Annotated in this window: 16 protein-coding genes; 13 read left to right on the top strand and 3 right to left on the bottom strand. The window is 67.1% G+C overall.

Annotated features, from left to right (window positions below):
* The first annotated feature begins 16 nt into the window (after window positions 1-16).
* Both ACV4UZ_RS01085 and ACV4UZ_RS01080 read left to right on the top strand, forming a co-directional pair.
* Window positions 17-322, top strand: coding sequence for an STAS domain-containing protein (locus ACV4UZ_RS01085; protein ID WP_491599107.1), 306 nt, complete (start codon window positions 17-19; stop codon window positions 320-322).
* A complete protein-coding gene (locus ACV4UZ_RS01080) occupies window positions 319-1062 on the top strand; it encodes an ATP-binding protein (RefSeq protein WP_491599106.1) in 744 nt (247 codons plus the stop codon). The genes ACV4UZ_RS01085 and ACV4UZ_RS01080 overlap by 4 nt, the downstream gene beginning before the upstream one ends.
* Here the strand turns inward: ACV4UZ_RS01080 and ACV4UZ_RS01075 are convergent.
* Window positions 1047-2219: a PP2C family protein-serine/threonine phosphatase gene (locus tag ACV4UZ_RS01075; protein WP_491599105.1), complete on the bottom strand. Its 1173-nt coding sequence runs from the start codon at window positions 2217-2219 to the stop codon at window positions 1047-1049. The two genes, ACV4UZ_RS01080 and ACV4UZ_RS01075, sit on opposite strands and share 16 nt — an antisense overlap.
* Window positions 2220-2467: 248 nt before the next feature.
* Between ACV4UZ_RS01075 and ACV4UZ_RS01070 the strand changes: the two genes are divergently transcribed.
* The gene (locus ACV4UZ_RS01070) at window positions 2468-4147 is read left to right on the top strand and encodes a methyl-accepting chemotaxis protein (RefSeq protein WP_491599104.1); all 1680 of its coding nucleotides are present in this window, start codon (window positions 2468-2470) and stop codon (window positions 4145-4147) included.
* A gap of 456 nt (window positions 4148-4603) precedes the next feature.
* Window positions 4604-6433: a hypothetical protein gene (locus ACV4UZ_RS01065; protein WP_491599103.1), complete on the top strand. Its 1830-nt coding sequence runs from the start codon at window positions 4604-4606 to the stop codon at window positions 6431-6433.
* 47 nt (window positions 6434-6480) lie between these two features.
* Here ACV4UZ_RS01065 and ACV4UZ_RS01060 read toward each other — a convergent pair whose 3' ends face one another.
* Window positions 6481-7494 (bottom strand): class 1 fructose-bisphosphatase, encoded by a 1014-nt coding sequence (locus tag ACV4UZ_RS01060; RefSeq protein WP_491599102.1) that lies wholly within the window; start codon window positions 7492-7494, stop codon window positions 6481-6483.
* A 156-nt stretch (window positions 7495-7650) separates the two neighbouring features.
* Between ACV4UZ_RS01060 and hybE the strand changes: the two genes are divergently transcribed.
* Window positions 7651-8124, top strand: coding sequence for a [NiFe]-hydrogenase assembly chaperone HybE (gene hybE, locus ACV4UZ_RS01055; protein ID WP_491599101.1), 474 nt, complete (start codon window positions 7651-7653; stop codon window positions 8122-8124).
* Complete coding sequence (locus ACV4UZ_RS01050; protein ID WP_491599100.1) at window positions 8121-8903, top strand: formylglycine-generating enzyme family protein; 783 nt, start codon at window positions 8121-8123, stop codon at window positions 8901-8903. Before hybE ends, ACV4UZ_RS01050 begins: the two co-directional genes overlap by 4 nt.
* 66 nt (window positions 8904-8969) lie before the next feature.
* On the opposite strand, the gene ACV4UZ_RS01045 is transcribed toward ACV4UZ_RS01050, so the two are convergent.
* A complete protein-coding gene (locus ACV4UZ_RS01045; RefSeq protein ID WP_491599099.1) occupies window positions 8970-10979 on the bottom strand; it encodes a 4Fe-4S binding protein in 2010 nt (669 codons plus the stop codon).
* Window positions 10980-11057: 78 nt separating this feature from the next.
* Between ACV4UZ_RS01045 and fdhD the strand changes: the two genes are divergently transcribed.
* The 7 genes from fdhD (at window position 11058) to fdh3B (ending at window position 18267) form a co-directional block, all read left to right on the top strand.
* Window positions 11058-11939, top strand: a complete 882-nt coding sequence (fdhD, locus tag ACV4UZ_RS01040; RefSeq protein WP_491599098.1) for a formate dehydrogenase accessory sulfurtransferase FdhD — start codon at window positions 11058-11060, stop codon at window positions 11937-11939.
* 107 nt (window positions 11940-12046) lie between these two features.
* Window positions 12047-13201 (top strand): molybdenum cofactor guanylyltransferase MobA, encoded by a 1155-nt coding sequence (mobA, locus tag ACV4UZ_RS01035; protein ID WP_491599097.1) that lies wholly within the window; start codon window positions 12047-12049, stop codon window positions 13199-13201.
* Window positions 13198-13629, top strand: a complete 432-nt coding sequence (locus tag ACV4UZ_RS01030) for a DUF3306 domain-containing protein (protein WP_491599096.1) — start codon at window positions 13198-13200, stop codon at window positions 13627-13629. The genes mobA and ACV4UZ_RS01030 overlap by 4 nt, the downstream gene beginning before the upstream one ends.
* A gap of 243 nt (window positions 13630-13872) precedes the next feature.
* Entirely contained in the window at window positions 13873-14478 is a 606-nt protein-coding gene (locus ACV4UZ_RS01025; RefSeq protein ID WP_491599095.1) for a TorD/DmsD family molecular chaperone, read from the top strand.
* Between the two features lie 11 nt (window positions 14479-14489).
* A complete protein-coding gene (locus ACV4UZ_RS01020; protein ID WP_491599094.1) occupies window positions 14490-14714 on the top strand; it encodes a twin-arginine translocation signal domain-containing protein in 225 nt (74 codons plus the stop codon).
* Between the two features lie 19 nt (window positions 14715-14733).
* A complete protein-coding gene (locus ACV4UZ_RS01015) occupies window positions 14734-17619 on the top strand; it encodes a formate dehydrogenase subunit alpha (RefSeq protein WP_491599093.1) in 2886 nt (961 codons plus the stop codon).
* A gap of 12 nt (window positions 17620-17631) precedes the next feature.
* Window positions 17632-18267 carry a formate dehydrogenase FDH3 subunit beta gene (gene fdh3B, locus ACV4UZ_RS01010; RefSeq protein ID WP_491599092.1) on the top strand — a complete coding sequence of 212 codons (636 nt, stop codon included), beginning with the start codon at window positions 17632-17634 and terminating at the stop codon, window positions 18265-18267.
* Window positions 18268-18269: the final 2 nt, after the last annotated feature.

Below are 18269 nucleotides of genomic sequence, written 5' to 3'. Positions count from 1 at the left end.
ATCGAGAGAAGCCGACATGCAATACGCGCTCAAGACCAACGGAAACACGGCCCAGCTGACCCTCAGCGGCACCCTGACCTTCGCCCAGGCCCCGCTCTTTCCCAAGATCCTGGCCGAACTGGAGGCCGCCAAGACCCTGACCGGCCTGACGATTCTCCTGAACGGGCTGACCTTCATCGATTCCACCGGCATGAGCCTGTTCGTCCACATCTACGACGCATCGCAAAGCCGCAACATGCCCGTGTCCATCGAAGGGGCCAACGGTCCGGTGGCCGCCGCCATGGACCGCGCCGCCTTCAAGACCCTGTTCGAGTTCAAGTGAGCCGGGCCACCCCTCCTCCCGCCATTGTCAGCCGGACCGCGAGCAAGCGCGGCGTCGGCCGGTTCGGCCGCCTGGCGGCGGCAGGAATGCTGCCGCTGCGCACCGATGGCCACGGCCATTGTCTCGTGCTGTTCGAGGGAGCCGGGGCGGCCAACCCCGAGGACATCCTCTGTCCGCCGGCGGTCTGGGCCATCGACCTGGATTGCTCGTCTCCCGATCGGGGGTTGGAGAGGCTGCCCTCCCGGCTGCTGCTCCGCGCGTCCACCCTCGCCACCGTCAACCATGACATGGTGGGCGTGATGATCGCCGCGCTGATCCGGCACCTGCCACGCACCGAGGCCATGGCCGTCGATCTGCGTCTGGCGCTGCAAGAGGCGGTGAGCAACGCCGTCATGCATGGCAATCTTTGCCTCGACGGGCGCCTGCGCGCCAGCCGCGAAGGCCTCGCCGTCTTCACCCGGACCATGCAGCGCCGCCTGGCCGATCCCCGCTACGCCCGCCGGCCGGTGACCATCGCCGCCGACTGGAACCAGACCCATCTGGTGATCCGGGTCGAGGATCGCGGCCGGGGGTTCACGCCGCCCGCCGTGTCGCTTCCCGTCGCTCCCAAGGCCTGCAGCGGCCGCGGCATCGGCCAGATCCGCGCCCTGTGCCAGAGGGTGTCGTTCACCCGCCAGGGCCGGCGCATCTCCATGCGCTTCCGCCTGCCGTCCCCGAATGGACTTCAGCCCACCACCTGAACCCAGGTGACGTCGTCGGCCACCTCGCCCGGCGAGCGGGCGGCGAAGCCGGCCATCACCCGCGCCACCGTCTCCGAAGGATCGGGGCACATCACCTCGCCCATCAGATCCACCACCCATTGCTCGCCCAGGGGCTGGCCCGAGGAATCCGAGGCGTCGATCAGGGCGTCGCTGTACAGCGACAGCTGGCTGCCGGGCGGGAACGGCATCATCATGGTCTCGTAGCGTGCAATCTGGCTGATGCCCAGCGGCAGTCCGATGCCCCCCACCGGACGCGGCACGCCTCCAGGCTCGGCCAGAATGGGGGCCGGTCCGCCGCAATTGACCAGGGACAGGGTCCGGGCGGCGCGGTCGATCACCGCCATGGTCATGGTGGCGAACTGACCGCGCGGCAGCAATTGCTTCAGGGCGGAGTTGATCTTTTCCAGCACCGCGCCGGGATCGCCCATCTGCGGTTCCAGGTCCTGCAGCAGCAGATGCAGGCGAAAGGTGTTGATGGAGGCCGCCACGCCGTGGCCGGAAAAATCCACGGTGAACAGGGCCAGGCGGCTGGCGTCCACCGGCACCATGCCCCACAGATCGCCCCCCAGCTCGGTGGAGGGGCTGAACACGGCGTCGATGGCCAGGCCGTAACGCTCCCGTGCCTCGCGCATCTGGTCGGGACCGGGCAGCAGGGCGTTCTGCATGCCGCGCGCGGTGCGCAGATCCATCGCCAGCCGGTCGCGATAGCGGCGCAGGTCGGCCAGGGCCAGATGGCTGCGCAGATGGACCTCGACCCGGGCCACCAGTTCCCGGCGATCGATGGGCTTGCCGATGTAGTCGTTGGCGCCGGCGGCGAACAGGGCATTGCGGGTGGTCTGGTCCACCACCGCCGACAGCACCAGCACCGGCAGGGCGCGGCGGCGCGGGTCGGCCCGCAGCGCCACCAGGAACTCCTCGCCGTTCATCACCGGCATCATCAGGTCGAGCAGCACGATGTCCGGGTCGAAGGTCTCGACCTTGTCCAGCCCCTCGCGGCCGTTGCGGGCGCATTCCACCTGCAGGAGTCCCATGCTCTCCAGCACGGCGCAGGCGAACACCCGGTTCATCTCGTTGTCCTCGACGACCAGGACCCTTGCCCCGGTCAGGTCGATACTTCCCTCGTCCAGCGTGTCCACATCGCCCTCCCTGCCGCCAGGATAGCCATGTGCGGGAAATTCACCAAACGCGATGATGGCGGTCGGGGGCGAATTTCCCTCCGGCGCCAACAAGGCCTTGACCTGATCGCCGCCATCTTGGCAATGTTGTTGCGCCAGAACGCGGCAATACAAAATAATTATGCGTTCGTATAGGAAGGCGAGCAGTAATCGGTAGGGCCGGAACCATTCTGGAACCGGTAATCGCCACTGTTTTTCTGGAGACAACCGTGCTCGCCCGGATCGCCGATGCTCGCATCACCGTAAAATTTTTCATCGCCCCTCTCCTTCTGGTTGCCTGCATCGCCGTGCTGGGCATCGTGTTCAATGTCGCCATGAACCGGCAGGAACACTCCATGGAGAGCATGGTGACCGTATCCTTCGCCAACAGCCGCGCCGCCGCCGAGCTGGACGGCATGGCGGCCACCATCGAATCCAACATCTACCGCCTGCTGGGCTGGCAGGCGGCCAAGGAGGACAAGGAGCGCATCAAGGGGCTCGACACCCAGGTGCGCGCCGACCTGAAGGCCCTGGGCGACAAGTCCAAGGTTCTGCTGGACGCCATGAAGTCCGATCCGGCGGTGGCCAAGCAGATCAAGGATTACATCCTGGCGGCCGGCGACGTGCTCGACATGTATGCCAGCGACCATATGACGGCGCTGTCCATGATGGGCGCCACCGAGCTGGAATACGACGGCATCCGGGCCAAGCTGCGGGATCTGGTCGAAAAGGCCGCCGCCAAGGCCGCCGAGGACTACCAGGGCGCCACCGCCGCCGCCGCCGCCACCAAGACCCAGTACTTCCTGGTGCTGGCGGTGTTCCTGGGGGTGGGCGTCGTGGTGACGCTGGGCATGGCGCGCCTGACCGCCCGGCCGGTGACCCAGCTCACCGGCGTGATGGGGCGTCTGGCCGAGGGCAGCACCGAGGTGGAGATCCCCTCCCAGGACAACCGGGACGAGGTGGGCGAGATGGCCCGCGCCGTGGCGGTGTTCCGCGATTCCATGAAGCGGGCGGCGGAACTGGAGGCCCAGCAGCGCCGCCAGCGCGACCAGCAGGCCGAATTGCTGGCCCGGCGCGACCAGATGATCGCCGGCTTCAATGAGGCCATGGAAAGGATCATGGCGACGGTCAGCACCTCCATCGACCGGGTCCACAACCTGTCCAACGCCCTGCAGGCCAATGCGGAACAGACCAGCTCGCAGGGCTCGGCGGTGGCCAACGCCGCCGAGCACTCGGCGGCCAACGTCGCCACCGTGGCCAGCGCCGCCGAGCAGCTGGGCTCGTCGGTGCAGGAAATCAGCCGCCAGGTCACCGAGACCGCCACCATCACCACCGAGGCGGTGAGCGGCATTCACGCCGCCAACGGCACCATGGACGGACTGGCCGAGGCGGCGCGGCGCATCGGCGAGGTGGTGCAGCTGATCAACGACATCGCCGGCCAGACAAACCTGCTGGCGCTGAACGCCACCATCGAGGCCGCCCGCGCCGGCGAGGCCGGAAAGGGCTTCGCCGTGGTGGCCAGCGAGGTCAAGACCCTGGCCAACCAGACGGCGCGGGCCACCGACGAGATCGCCCAGCAGATCGCCGGCATCCAGTCCATCTCCAAGGAAGCGGTGGACACCATCCGCAGCGTCGGGCTGACCATCGACCGGGTCAACCAGGTGGTGTCGTCCATCGCGGCGGCGGTGGAGGAGCAGAGCGCCGCCACCGACGAGATCGTCCGCTCGGTGCAGGAAGCGGCCTCGGGCAACGCCGAGATCACCCGCAACATCGCCGATGTGTCCAAGGCCGCCATCGCCACCGGCGAAATGGCCTCGGGCATGTTCAAGGCCGCCGACGAACTGGTGGAGGAAGCCGGGCACCTGCGCTCGGAGGTGGGCGGCTTCCTCGCCAGCATGCGGCAGGCGTGACAGGCCCATTTGCGGAAAAACCCGTTCCAAGGCGTCGTCATTCCCGCGCATCAGCACACCGCATCTTGTGTCGAGATGGCCAGCTGGCGTCAACACCCCCCCGCCTTCGTGCGTGGGGGTGACGGGTAACAGCTGGCCGGCGAGTTTTTCCGCAGCCGTTAGACACACCCGACACGCACGAACCTTGGGGAGGGTCGCCCACTCCGCCATGGCGAGTTATTGTCACAATTGCACGTAATTGGATATTTCGATAACAATAAAATATAATATTATGATTCATATTGAATCTAGTTACACGCCATTGGCTATGCAATCATGGACAACCATTCGCTATCAACGATTATCAACAAACAATCGAATTCCTCATAGCTGAAATCAAACAGCCAAAGCCAGAGATCGGTCTCGGCTGCGGACCGGTGATGGCTTGAGGAAGCGATTCAGCGTCAGGAGCACCCCATGGCCGCAGCAGAAACAATTCTTGCATTCGCCGCTGAGAAGGGCGGCAAGAAAGCTGGTGTCTACCTCATCGACGAGCATCTCTCGCGCGAGGATGCGGAGCGCCTCAAAAATGCCCTGGGGCTCGATACACCTGATCTGAAGCCGATCCTCGAGAAGATTGCCGGTCAGGTGGGCAAGCTGGCGGATATCACCAAGGAAGTGGAGATCGTCGTCACGCTGCAGAAGCTGGACAGCGTGATCGTCGATCTGGACGCCACCCTTGACGCCTACATCGACGCCTTCGACCGTTTCCGCAAATTCTATCTCAAGCACAAGGGCAGCTATGCTGCCGGCTCGGTGCCCGACGAAGTGGCGCGCGAGGGCGAACTTCTCGATGAGCGCCTTCAGGGCGCCTGCCGCACCGTCTTCTCCAGCAAGGGGGCCGCCTACCAGGCCAAGCAGCTGATCGCCGCGGCCTCGATCACCACGACGGCCAAGGGCACCAACCTGTTCAAGACCCTGGATGCCATCTACCGCCGCGAGGCGATCGATGTCTTCACCTATTCCCGGCGCATGAACAGCATCTACAACACCATCATGAAATACGTGCTGATGGCCAATCAGGTCACCGAGGAGGCTTGCAGGGTCTACAACAACCATGGCGGCAAGCCGCGCGACACCTTCAACCTCGACTACGACAAGCTGAAGGAATTCGAGGAACTCTACAAAAAAGTGACATCACCCTGCCATCGGCAGGCCCACCGCCTGCGCGACTTGGCGGCCCGCAAGGCCAACGTCCTGATCCGCCGCGCCGCCGACAATCTGTCCGACAGTCTGTTCCTGATGGCTTTCGCCCCGGGCAGCGCCAGCAGCGAGGAGCCCTCGGTGGGCACGGGCAAGGATCATGGCAATCTGCGCGACACTTACAAGATTGCGTTCCACCAGGGGTCCAAGGCCCATCGTCCACCGCAGATCATGACCCCCAACATCGCCATCGGCAACGCGATCAAGATAAAGGTCAAGGACGAGCAGGCGTGGAGCTATGCCGTCGGATCTGTGGTCGGCCTCCTGAGCGCCCCTTTCGGCGGACCGTTCTCCGGCTCGGCGGCGGATATGAGCACGGCGATTCTCGCCAAAAGCCAGGGAGACATCCTGGCCCACAATACGTCCAGCCAGTTGTGGACGGTCGGTCTTGTGACGGAGAACGATGAGGAGTTCCTCTCCCTGACCAGCGTCCAGGCTGAGCAGCGCCTGGCCGTGCAAACCGAGAAGAACCGCGCCTGTCTGGCGGCCAGCGGACGCGAGACCCTGTGGCGCCCCATCTTGTCGGAACGCAAAGCCAAGTTCCCGAGCCGCAACGAGCTTGACCAGGTCGCCTTCCGCCTCAGCTCCGCCGCCCATGGCGGGCGCATTCTTCATTCAGCCATTGATCTGGCGGTCATGTGCACCACGGACAAAACCTCGGACGGCCAGACCGACCGCTGGCAGATCATCACCGAATCGACGCTCCCGCCCGGGCATTACATGGTCCCGGGAAGCTTCATCTCTTCCGCCAACCTGGAATACACGCTGAGCTATGCCAGCGAGGGCGGCAAGCTGGAGGTACGGGACAAGAGCGGCAAGCAGCGGCGGGAAATCCTCGCCCCCGGCACTCAGAAGTACAATGGCGGGCCAGGCAAGCTGATCGCCCAACCGGACGGCAATCTGGTTCTCTACACCAATGCCAAATCACCCGAGCCCATGTGGGTCAGCCACACCCAGGGCAACACCGATGCCGGCCTGGTGCTCACCGACAAGGGTGAGGCGCTGATCGTCAACCTGGAAGGCCGCGTGGTCAAATCGCTCTGAGCCGGGAGCCCCTCTCGCCCGCAGCCGGGTGAGAGGGGCGTCCGCCGCTACTTGCCGTCATACTCGGCGTGATAGGCGCCGATGCGCTCAACCTCGTTCTTCGAGCCCAGGATCACCGGCACGCGCTGGTGCAGGCTGGTGGGCGGCACCTCCAGCATGCGGCCGCGCCCGGTGGAGGCGGCGCCGCCGGCCTGCTCGATCAGGAAGGCCATGGGGTTGGCCTCGTACATCAGGCGCAGCTTGCCGCCCTTCTTCATGTTCTCGGTGTCGGCCGGGTAGAGGAACACGCCGCCGCGACACAGGATGCGGTGCACCTCGGCCACCATGGAGGCCACCCAGCGCATGTTGAAATCCTTGCCCCGGGGGCCTTCCTTGCCCTGACGGCACTCGTCGATGTAGCGCTTCACCGGCGGTTCCCAGAACCGCTCGCGCGAGGCGTTGATGGCGAATTCCTTGGTGTCGGCGGGAATGGTCATGTTGGGATGGGTCAGCATGAACATGCCGACATTGTTGTCCAGCGTGAAGCCGTTGACGCCGTTGCCGGTGGTCAGCACCATCATGGTGGACGAACCGTAGAGCGCGTAGCCGGCGGCGACCTGTTTGACGCCCGGCTGCAGGAAGGCGTCCTTGGACGAACCCGACGCGCCCTCGGGCAGCTTCAGGATCGAGAAGATCGAGCCCACCGAGATGTTGACGTCGATGTTGGACGAGCCGTCCAGGGGATCGAACAGCAGCAGGTACTTGCCGTCGGCGGCGCCGTGGACGGCGTGCACGTCCTCCAGCTCTTCCGAGGCCATGCCGGCATAGGAGCCGCCCAGCGCGTTCATGTGCAGGAAGATGTCGTTGGCCAGAACGTCGAGCTTCTTCTGCTCCTCGCCCTGGACGTTCTCGGACCCCGCCACGCCCAGATTGCCGGCCAGCGCGCCGCGATTGACCTCGTGCGAGATCATCTTGCAGGCGAAGATGATGTCGGTCATCAGCGCGGTGAAAGACCCCGAACCGCCCAGGCGGCGCTGCTCCTGCAGCAGGAAATGGGTCAGGGTGATCCTCTTGTACGGCATGTCTACCCTCTCTCTCGCTGGGCGGGGTTTCCCCGTCGTTGGGTGGCGGAATGACTTAAGCCCATGGCCACGAAAATGCAATGTGAAGGTGGGGGCTTCTCCCCTTCGGGCGGGTAGGATACGATCCCTTCCCCGTCACCCAGGAGCACCCCTTTCATGGTCGATCCCCTGTCTTCCGCCGACGAGACCCGCATCCGCCAACTGGTGACCGTCTTCGCGCGCATCGGCGAGGAGCGCATGAAGGATCTGGGCCTTTACAATCCCGAGCTTCAGGTGGAGGCGGTGGGCTTCCGCCGCTGGCAGGGCTGGCTGGCCGGTATCCTGGTCACGCCGTGGTTCATGAACTTCATGCTGCTGCCCGGCCCCGACACCGAGAATCTGGGCGGCGTCGAGCCCGGCTCGCGCCGGCGCATCGAACTGCCCAAGGGCGAGGTGGTGTTCGTGGTCGGCGAGGTCGAGGAGGTGGGCCCCTATCTCTCCCACTCCATCCACTCGCCCATGGGCCAGTTCCCCGACCATGCCAGCGCGTCGACCACCGCCTGGGCCGCAATCGGTCCCTGGTTCCAGGAGCCGGGCGAGGAACAGCAGGCGGGCTGCGGCTTCGGCTGGGGCGTCAACAAGGGACCATGAGGAGGTTTCCCGCCCTCCTCCTTCTCGTCCTCGCCCTCCCCGCCGGGGCGGAGGAGTGGCGGCCCTGCCCCCAATGTCCGCCCATGGTGCGCATTCCCGCCGGCCAATCCGTGATGGGCGACGACGAGGCCAAGTTCGCCAACGAGAAACCGGCCGTGCCCATCAGCATTGCCCGTCCCTTCGCCCTGTCGGCAACCGAGGTCACGTTCGACGAGTGGCAGGCCTGCGTCGCCGCCAAGGCCTGCAAGGGCGGCCAGGACGACCATACCTGGGGCAAGGGCAGGCGGCCGGTGATCAACATGACCTGGGACGACGCCAGGGCCTATGCCGCCTGGGTCGGGCGCGAAAGCGGGCTGGCCTGCCGCCTGCCCACCGAGGCGGAATGGGAATACGCCGCCCGGTCCGGCGCCTCCACCGGCTACTGGTGGGGGGAAGCGGCGGGCCAGGGACGGCTCAACTGCCGCGACTGCCTGGGGCCGGAGCCCCCTTACGGTTCCCAGCCGGTGCGGACGTTTCCACCCAGCCCCTGGGGCCTCCATGAGATGCACGGCAATGTCTGGGAATGGACCAGCGACTGCTGGACCCCCGACCATTCCAAGCCCGCCAGCGCCGATCCCGCCTGCCGCGACAAGGTGGTCAAGGGCGGCTCGTGGTACTATTTCTCCGCCATGTCGCGGGCCTCGGCCCGGGCCAAGAACGACGCTTCGGTATGGAGCTACAATATCGGCGTGCGCGTGCTGTGCGAGTTGCCGGGGGATTTCAGGCGGCTTGGCGATTGATGCGGCCTGCGGGCGGGACGCCCGCGCTCCATGAATTCGTTGGAGCGCGGGCGTCCCGCCCGCACATCACCCCTTCCCGTCCCGCTCGCGGATGTAATCCTCGGTGGTCCTGGTGACCGGCACCGCCCCACCGGCCATGGGGCGCGCCCCCTCCTCCAGCTCGTACTGGGCGACGACGCGACAGTCCTCGCACATCTTGATGAGGTCCAGCTTGCCGGTGCCCTTGAACATGGCGTGGCCGCTCATGCGCTCGGTCATGCGCTCGATCACCGATGTCGAGGCGAAGGGCTTGCCGCAGCGGATGCACTGGTAGGGCTCCTCCTCCTTCAGCACCTTGCGCAGCTTGGCGTCGGGGCCGAAGGCCAGACGCGGCACCAGGGTGACCGCCTTTTCCGGGCAGGTGACGCGGCACAGGCCGCACTGGACGCAATTGACCTCCAGGATGCCCAGCGACGGCTTGTCGGGATGCCCCGACAGCGCCTTGGCGGGACAGGCGGAGACGCAGGCCATGCACAGGGTGCACTTGGCCTCGTCCACGAGAATGGTGCCGAAGGGATCGCCCGCCTCCAGCTCCAGCACATCCACCGGGGCGGGGGCGTGGCGGTGCAGATGGGTCAGAGCCAACCCCAGGGTCTGGCGCTTGCCCCCCAGGACCAGGAACTCGGCCGCCGGCTCCACCGGCTTGGGCGCCTTGGCGGCGACGAGCGCGGCGATGGCGGCGGGATCGGACTCCACCTCGAGGCGAGCGCGGGCCTGCCAGCCCAGCCCCCCGGCCACCCGGTTGGCGAGGCCGACCGCCGCGCGCGCCCCGTCGAGATCGGCGCGCCGGGCGGGATCGGCCAGCAGCACCACCTCGCCCGCCCCCTTGGCCAGGGCGGCGAGCAAGGTTTCCGGCCCCAGGGCGGCGATGGCGGCCACCTGCACCGGCATCACGTCAGCGGGCAGGCCGTCGCCGAAGCGGGCCAGCGCCGACAGAGCCTCGCCCCCCGCCTCGTCATGGATCAGCAGGACGGGCGAGCCGCCGCCCGCCGCCCGATGGGTCTCCAGCAGGGTGCCCAGACGCTTGAACAGGCCGTTGCCGGCGGGAACGTCGAAGCGGATGGCGCCGGTGGGGCAGACCGAGGCGCAGGTGCCGTGCCCGCCGCACGCATGGGCGTCCACCGAGGCTGAATCGCCCAGCGGCGACAGCGCCCCCGAGGGGCAGGAATCGAGGCAGCGGGTACAGGCCACCTGACCGTTGCGGGAATGGGCGCACAGGGCGGCATCCACCTTGATCCAGCGCGGCTTCTCGAACTCGCCCACCAGCCCGCCGATCTCGGACAGGGCGCGTTCCAGCGCCACCGTGTCGCGGGGATCGACCCGCAGCCAGCCGTCGCGGGGGGCCAGCAGGGCGGGCTGCGCCGTCAGGTCCAGCACGATGTCGGCGGCCAGCTCGCGGCTTCCCACCGTCGCCTCGAAGGCCAGAGCTCCACGAGCAGACGGCGAGGCCCCGGCCAGATCGGCGACGCCGATCTTGAAGGCGCCGAGATGGCCCGAGGCGCGGACCGGCTTGCCCCGGAACAGGCCCAGCGCGCGCACGGCCGGGGGGATCAGGTCGGAATCGTGGCCGGGCAGCAGCAGGCAGGTCACCGCCCGCTCGGCCCCCAGGCGTCTGGCGGCGTCGAGAACCTCCTGGCCCTGGCCCAGGATCAGGACCGAGCCTTCGCTGGTCAGCGTCACGCTGGGGGTGGGCTCGGGTTCCTCGGCGGCGTCCAGAATCAGGGCGGCGATCTTGGGCGTGGCGCGCGCCGCCTCGCCCGACCAGCCGGCCCGGTCGCGGATATCGATGCATACGGGCTCGGGCGCCCCGGCGAGGCGGGCCAGTTCGGCGAACAGCGGCGCCTCCTGGCCGCAGGCGACCAGCACCTGCTCGCCCGCGGCCACCGCCTTGCGGAAGGCATCGGCCTGGGAGCGGCAGAGCTGGAAATACATCTGATCCGGCGGCTCGGTCCCCAGCGCCTTGGCCAGGGCCTTGACGTCGAGGGGCATGGTCCCCTCGCACGAACACATCATCACCCGCTTGCCGCCGACCTTCATGTCCCTGCCTTTCTTTCTTGCCGCCGACCATTGTAGGTCGGGCCGGGGCCGCATACTGTAAAGACCAGGAGGCCAAGAATGAACGACAAAGACATGCTGGTACGCCCCGACCCCGACGACAGGCGGCTTTACCAGACCGTTTCGGGCATCGATCACACCGGGGCGGAAGTCCCCGCCGACATCATCAACGAGCGGCCGCTGACCATCTTCCTCAACGGCCGCGAGATCGTCACCGCCATGACCATCGGCGATTACCCGGAATACCTGGCGCTGGGCTACCTGCTGAACCAGAACATGCTGCGCGCCGACGACGAGGTCAAAGCCGTCGATTACGACCAGGAGATCGAGACGGTGGTGGTGCGCACCACGCGGCAGACCGATTACGAGGAGAAGCTGAAGAAGAAGATCCAGACCTCGGGCTGCGCCATGGGAACGGTGTTCGGCGACGTCATGGAGAAGTTCGAGACGGTCAGCCTGCCCACCGACGAACGCTTTTGCACCTCGTGGCTCTACGGCCTGCAGAAAGCCATCAACACCATGCCCAGCCTCTATCTCAAGACCGGCGCCATCCACGGCTGCGTGCTGTGCGAGGAGGACCGGCCGCTGATCTACATGGAAGACGTCGGCCGCCACAACGCCATGGACAAGATCGCCGGCTACATGTTCCGCCACGGCCTGTCCACCAGGGGCAAGAGCCTCTACACCACCGGGCGCCTCACCAGCGAGATGGTGATCAAGACGGTGCAGATGGGAATCCCCGTGCTGCTGTCGCGTTCGGGCTTCACCGCCTGGGGGGTGGATCTGGCGCGCAAGGCCGGCCTTACCCTGATCGGCCGGGCCAAGGGCAAGCGCTTCATCGCCCTGGCCGGCACCGAGCGCATCGTCTTCGACGCCGACCCCACCCAGGCCGCCGACGAGCCCGGGCACCTGTCGCGCAAGGGGAGCCGGGACGATGAATAGGACGCACACGCTTATCGTCACCCCGGGCAAGCAACGCGCGACCCGGGGCCCAGGAGTCGCTCCCCCTGGCCCCCGGATAGCGCTTGGCGCTTCCGGGATGACGAGGGATGGCGACGATGACTGACATGGTGCCCCCCGCCTCCAATTCCATCGCCGGGCTGATCCTGGCCGGCGGGCTGTCCCGGCGCATGGGCGGCGGCGACAAGCCCTTGATCAGCGTCGGCGGCCACAGCCTGCTGGAGCGCGTAATCGACCGCCTGCGCCCCCAGGTGGGGCAGATGGTGCTCAACGCCAACGGCGACCCCGCCCGCTTCGCCGACACCACGCTCCCGGTGGTGCCCGACGTGATCGAGGGCTATGGCGGGCCGCTGGTGGGCGTGCTGACCGGGCTGGAATGGCTGAAGGACCACACCTTCGACGTGGAATGGATGGTGAGCGTCGCCGCCGACACGCCGCTGTTCCCCGACGATCTGGTGCAACGCCTGCTGGCCGCCGTCACCGAGCAGGGTGCCGACATCGCCGTGGCCCGGACCGGCGAGCAGGCCCACCCGGTCTTCGCCCTGTGGCCGCTGCGCCTGGCCGACGATCTGCGCCGCGCCGTGGTGGACGAGGACATGCGCAAGATCGACCTGTGGACCGAGCGCTATAAGGTCGCCCATGTGGATTGGCCGACCCGGCCCCATGATCCCTTCTTCAACGTCAACACTCCCGAAGACGTGATGCGGCTGTCCATGATCCTCGACGGCACCCTGCCGGCCGAGCCGCCGATCCGGGCCGAGACCGGCATCGCCGTGCTGGTGGAGCGCCGCGACGGCTCCAGCCCCTGGGTCACCGAATCCTGGCGGCCGCTGGAAGCCCTGGCCGAAGCGCCGGGCGCGGCGCCCTGGACCCTGCTGCGCCGGGAAACGGGCTTCGAGCATTACCTGGAAACCGGGATCAAGGTGGTGCTGCACCGCTCGGACCTCGCCTCCTACCGCTACAATCTCGCCGGGCTGGAGCCCCGCCTCTACGTGGTGCTGCGCCGCACCGGGGAAACGGACCGGCCGGTCCGGGTGGTGATGGCCACCATCGCCCCCGACGAGGCGCAGGCCATGAGCGAGAGCGGCGAGGACATGGTGGACGGCGTGCCCCTGCCCCGCCCCCTGTTCGACTGGGCCATGGCGTTCTGCGCCTGCCACCCCCCCGACGAGCCCATGCGCAAGCGAAAGCGCGACCGCCTGGATTCCGACAAGGTGTTCGCGGGCAAGGGGAAACGGCCATGAGCGACGAACCCTTCCTGTCGCGCTGGTCGCGCCGCAAGCTGGACGCCAAGGCCGAGCAGGCGCCTCCGCCCCCCGCTCCGGCCGAGGACGCCAAGGCGCCGGAACCGGAACCGCCTTCCCCTCCGCCCGACCTGCCGCCGGTGGACTCCCTGGACAAGGATTCCGACTTTTCCGTCTTCCTCAAGGCGGGCGTGCCGCAGGAGCTGAAGCAGGCGGCGCTGCGGAAGCTGTGGCAATCGGACCCGGCCCTGATGGCGCCGGAAATCATGGACCTGCACATGGGCGATTACACCTCGCCCGTCGCCGAGGTGGTCAAGACCGCCTGGCGGCTGGGCAAGGGGGTGCTGGACGCCGCCGAACTGGCCGCCGAGGAGGAGGAAAAGGCCAAGGCCGCCGCCTTGCCCAGCCCGCCTGAAAGGGATTCCTAACGACCATGCATATTTTTCGCACAGCTAGTAATTTTCGCACAAAATAATACAGCATGAGAATGCCTGAATAAGCGACGCCCTGAATTGCTGTGATGCAGCAATGAAAATCCAACCTGCCCCCATGGAATTACAGCCTTCTACTCCCGATCTTCTTGACTGGTCACACCAGTTCCCGGATTATCCATTGATCGCCACGCAAGATGGCTAAGGCTTCGGCAAGAGATCGAGGCCTCGGGAGGAGCGATGAGGGCAGTGACGGCGCACCAAGGCGTTGCCGAGGACGATTTTCTGCGCGCCCGTTTCTACGGATTGCTGGCGGCCCTGTTTGTCGCGCCGCCGGGCGAGGATTTGCTGCGCCGGCTGGCCGCCATGAAGGCTGATGCCACGCCGCTGGGCGCCGCGCTCGGCCGCCTGGCCGAGGCCGCCGCCGCCGCCGATGCCGATTCCGTCGCCGATGAGTTCGCCGCCCTGTTCGTGGGCGTGACCGGCGGCGAGGTGATGCCCTATGCCTCCTGGCACCTGACCGGCTTCCTGCATGAGAAGCCCCTGGCCGAGCTGCGCCAGGACATGATCCGGCTGGGCATCGAGCCCGCCCCCGGCGTGTCCGAGCCCGAGGACCACGCCGCCTCGCTGTGCGAGATGATGCAGGGCCTGATCACCGGCCTGTTCGGCGAGCCGCTGGACCTGGCCGGGCAGAAGGATTTCTTCCAGGCCCATCTGGGTAGCTGGATGCCCCGTTTCCTGGACGATCTGGACAAGGCCCCCTCCGCCCGCTTCTACCGCGGCGTGGCGGGAATCGGCCGGGTGTTCCTGGAGATCGAAACCCAGGCTTTCGCCATGGTGGATTGATGGAGAGCGAGATGACGACCGAGAGCCCCGAATCCCAAAGCTCCGAAAGCAAGACCATCCTCAGCCGCCGCGGCCTCTTGAAGGGCGCCGTGCTGTCGGCCGGAGCGGCGGGAGCCGCCGCCGCCGGCGTGATCGGGGCGGGCCAGGATGCCCAGGCGGCCTCCGAGACCCGGGCCGGGGCCGGCTACCGGGAAACCGAACACGTGCGCCGCGCCTACGAAGCGGCCGGCTTCTAAGACCTGACGGGAGGAAGACATGCTGATCAAGAAGCGTGACGGGGAAGCCCGCAAGTCCGCCCTGTCGGAGACCCTGGCCTCGGTGGCCGGCGGCGCCATGGACCGCCGCGCCTTCCTGCGCCGCTCGGGCCTTGCCGCCGGCGGCGTCGCCCTGGTGGGGGGTGTCGGCGCGGGAACGGTACGCAAGGCCGACGCCGCCCCCTCGGCCCCCGATCCCAAGGCCGAGATCAAGAAATCCATCTGTACCCATTGCTCGGTGGGCTGCACCGTCAACGCCGAGGTGGTCAACGGCGTGTGGGTGGGCCAGGAACCGGCCTTCGATTCGCCGCTCAATCTCGGCAGCCATTGCGCCAAGGGCGCGGCGGTGCGCGAGCACGCCCACGGCGACCACCGCCTCAAGTATCCCATGAAGCTGGAGGGCGGGAAGTACAAGCGCATCTCCTGGGAGCAGGCCATCACCGAGGTGGGCGACCGCCTCCTGAAGATCCGCGATACGGCGGGTCCCGATTCGGTCTACTGGCTGGGCTCGGCCAAGTTCTCCAACGAGCAGGCCTACCTGATGCGCAAGTTCGCGGCGCTGTGGGGGACCAACAACGTCGACCACCAGGCCCGCATCTGCCATTCCACCACCGTCGCCGGCGTCGCCCAGACCTGGGGCTACGGCGCCATGACCAATTCCTACAACGACATCCACAATTCCAAGGCGATGTTCTTCATCGGCTCCAACGCCGCCGAAGCCCATCCCGTCGCCATGCTCCACATCCTCAAGGCCAAGGAGCAGAACAAGGCGCCGCTGATCGTCTGTGATCCCCGCTTCACCCGCACCGCCGCCCATGCCGACGAATACGTGCGCATGCGGCCCGGTACCGACGTGCCGCTGATCTGGGGCATCATGTGGCACATCTTCGAGAACGGCTGGGAAGACAAGGAGTTCATCCGAAAGCGCGTCTGGGGCATGGATCAGGTCAGGGCCGAGGTCGCCAAGTGGACTCCGGAGGAGACCGAGCGGGTCACCGGCGTGCCCGGCGCCCAGCTGAAGCGGGTCGCCCAGATTCTCGCCACCCACCGCCCCGGCACCGTGGTGTGGTGCATGGGCGGCACCCAGCATACGGTGGGCAACGCCAACGTCCGCGCCTATTGCAACCTGCAGCTGGTGCTGGGCAACGTGGGCGTGGCCGGCGGCGGCACCAACATCTTCCGCGGCCACGACAACGTCCAGGGCGCCACCGACATGGGCCTGGACGTCACCACCCTGCCCGCCTATTACGGCCTCGCCGCCCCGGCCTGGAAGCACTGGGCGCGGGTGTGGGGCCTGGACTACGAGTACATCAAGGGCCGCTTCAAGACGCCCGAGCTGATGGAAGCCCCCGGCATCCCGGTGTCGCGCTGGTATGACGGCGTCAACGAGGCCAAGGAGAACATCGCCCAGCCCGAGCCCATCAAGGCCATGGTGTATTGGGGCCACGCCCCCAATTCCCAGGTGCGCCAGCCCGAGCTGAAGAAGGCCATGGAAAAGCTGGACACCCTGGTGATCATCGATCCCTACCCGACGGTGTCCGCCGTGCTGCACGACCGCACCGACGGCGTCTACCTGCTGCCCGCCGCCACCCAGTTCGAGGTGGACGGCTCGCGCACCGCGTCCAACCGCTCGATCCAGTGGTCCGAGCGGGTGATCAAGCCCATGTTCGAATGCAAGGCCGACCAGGAGATCATGTATCTGCTGGCCAAGAAGTTCGGCTTCGCCGACCAGCTGGTGAAGAACATCAAGCTCGAGGGCACCGTGCCGCTGGCCGAGGACATCCTGCGCGAGATCAACCGGGGCGCCTGGACCATCGCCTATACCGGCCAGAGCCCCGAGCGCCTCAAGGCCCACATGGCCAACCAGCAGACCTTCGACAAGACCACGCTGCGCGCCGTGGGCGGTCCCTGCGACGGCGACTATTACGGCCTGCCCTGGCCGTGCTGGGGCAACGCCGCCATGAAGCATCCCGGCACGCCCAACCTCTATGACCCGTCCAAGCCGGTGAAGGACGGCGGGCTGAACTTCCGCGCCCTGTTCCCCGAGTACAAGGGGGAAAGCCTGCTGGCCACCGATTCCTGGCCCGAGGGCTCGGAACTGCCGGCCGGCCACCCGGGCTTCACCTACGGCATGCTGAAGAAGCTGGGCTGGGACGTGGACCTGACGCCGGAGGAAAGGGCCACCATCGAGAAGATCGGCGGCGAGAAGGCCGACGACGTCGCCTGGACCATCGACCTGTCGGGCGGCATCCAGCGCGTGGCGGTCAAGCACGGCGCCGCGCCCTTCGGCAACGGCAAGGCCCGCGCCGTGGTGTGGAACTTCCCCGATCCGGTGCCCCTGCACCGCGAGCCGCTCTACACGCCCAGGCGCGATCTGGTGGAGAAGTATCCCACCCACGCCGACAAGAAGATGATGCGCCTGCCCTTCCTGTATAAATCGGTCCAGGACAAGGACGTGTCCAAGGAGTTCCCCATCATCCTCACCTCCGGCCGTCTGGTGGAGTACGAGGGCGGCGGCGACGAGACCCGCTCCAATCCCTGGCTGGCCGAGCTGCAGCCCGACATGTTCGTCGAGGTCAACCCCTTCGACGCCAACAACGCCGGCATCCGGGCCGGCGACTATGTCTGGGTGAGCGGCCCCGAGGGCGGCAAGGTCAAGGTCAAGGCCCGCATCACCGAACGGGTGGGACGCGGCGTGGCCTTCATGCCCTTCCATTTCGGCGGCTGGTTCCAGGGCAAGGACCTCAGAAGTAAATACCCGGAGGGAGCCGCGCCCATCGTGCTGGGCGAAAGCACCAACACCGCCCAGACCTACGGCTACGACTCGGTGACCGGCATGCAGGAGACGAAAGTCACCCTGTGCCGCATCGAGAAGTTCCAGGCGTAAGGAGGAACCACCATGGCCCGCATGAAATTCCTCTGCGACGGCGAACGCTGCATCCACTGCAGCGGCTGCGTCACCGCCTGCAAGAACGAGCACGAGGTGCCCTGGGGCATCAACCGCCGCCGCGTGGTGACCATCAACGACGGCAAGCCGGGGCAGAAATCCCTGTCGGTGGCCTGCATGCACTGCTCGGACGCGCCGTGCATGGCGGTCTGCCCGGTGGATTGCTTCTACCAGACCGGCGACGGCATCGTGCTGCACAACAAGGATCTGTGCATCGGCTGCGGCTATTGCTTCTACGCCTGTCCCTTCGGCGCGCCGCAATACCCCTCCACCGGCAATTTCGGCGGACGCGGCAAGATGGACAAGTGCACCTTCTGCGCCGGCGGCCCCGAGGCCGACCATTCCAAGGCGGAGCTGGAGAAGTACGGCCGCAACCGCATCGCCGAGGGCAAGCTGCCGCTCTGCGCCGAGATGTGCGCCACCAAGGCCCTGCTGGCCGGCGACGGCGACATGGTCTCGACCATCTACCGCGAGCGCGTCATGGCCCGCGGCTTCGGCTCCGGCGCGTCGGGCTGGGGCCAGGCCTATGGCGAACAGCGGCGCGAACGGGCCCGCGAGGGCATGGGCGCTCCGGCCAAGGACAAATAGCC

Source organism: Paramagnetospirillum sp. (assembly GCF_058402745.1).
This window is presented reverse-complemented; position numbering and strand designations above follow the sequence as displayed.